At 34.6% G+C, this 1,412-nt stretch carries 1 protein-coding gene; it reads left to right on the top strand.

What is annotated here, in order from left to right:
- Positions 1-1,412, top strand: a 1,412-nt coding sequence (locus EV144_RS24055) for a non-ribosomal peptide synthetase (RefSeq protein ID WP_134151677.1), incomplete at both ends; no start/stop codon positions are given.

Genomic DNA, 1,412 nt, shown 5'->3' on the forward strand with positions numbered 1-1,412 from the left:
AAAAGCGAAGAACTCAGAGATCTAGAGATGGGACCTTATGAGTTTTCTAATGCAACAGCCCAGTTTGATATCAGTTTTACTTTTGTCGAATCAGAAGGATTGAGTTTGATGGTTTCCTATAACACAGACATCTATGAAGAGTATCTGATAGAGAGAATGTTTACCCATTTTGAAAACCTGCTTAAGGAATCGTTAGAACAGCCCGAAAAGCTGATCCAGGAAATTGGTTATCTAACATCTGAAGAGCAGAATCAATTATTGATAGAATTTAATGACACAGATTTAGAGTATCCAAAAGATAAGACCATCATAGATTTATTTGAAGAACAGGTTAGAAAGACACCAAATAATATTGCTGTTATTTTTGAAGAAACAAAACTGACGTATCAGGAACTTAATGAGAAATCCAATCAACTGGCTTTTTACTTAAGAGAGAATTATACTATTGAGCCAGATGATCTGATAGGGATAAAGCTGGATAGAAGTGATAGAATGATTGTGGCACTTTTAGGGATACAAAAATCAGGGGCTGCTTATGTCCCAATAGATGTCAATTACCCTGAAGACCGCATTGCATATATAGAGCAGGACAGCAATTGTGAAGCAGTTATAGACGAGCACACATTAGAGAAATTTGAACAGGTTCGACATAAATATTCAAAAGAAAATATTGTAAAGATAAATGGAGCTAATAATTTAGCATATGTCATCTATACCTCTGGAACTACAGGTAATCCCAAAGGAGTAATGGTGGAACATGGTAATCTAATAAATTCTACAATGTGTAGAGAATTTTACCAGGTTCAAAAAATATTACTAACATCTAATATTGCTTTTGATTCATCAGTAGCTGTTATATGGAGTGGATTATTAAGTGGAGGTAGTCTGGTTATTGTAAGTGATTATATAATAAAAAACCCGGAAAAAATTACAAAGGTAATAGTGAAGAATAAAATTACAGATATTCTTTGTGTACCTAATTACTATAATTTATTGCTTAGTGAATTCAAAAAAAACAAGGATTCTTTAAAACTAAGGAATATCATTTTGGCGGGAGAAAGTTTCAAATTAGATTTGATTACCTCTCATAATGAAAATTTAGAGAATATTGGATTGTATAATGAATATGGTCCTACCGAATGTACGGTTTGGGCAACAGTCTATAAATTAAATGACTGTTTAAGTTGCATTCCCATTGGCAAACCCATTTCGAACACCCGGATTTACATCTTGGATGATTCTTTACAGCTTGTCCCGATAGGAATCCCGGGAAAGCTGTTTATATCAGGAGCAGGAGTAGCCCGCGGGTATTTGAATAAGCCAGAACTAACCCAGGAGAAATTCATCGCTAATCCTTTTATAGAAGGAGAAAGAATGTATGATACGGGAGATTTGGGACGCTGGCTTTCTGA

This window comes from Flavobacterium sp. 270, assembly GCF_004368785.1.
Taxonomy (GTDB): domain Bacteria; phylum Bacteroidota; class Bacteroidia; order Flavobacteriales; family Flavobacteriaceae; genus Flavobacterium.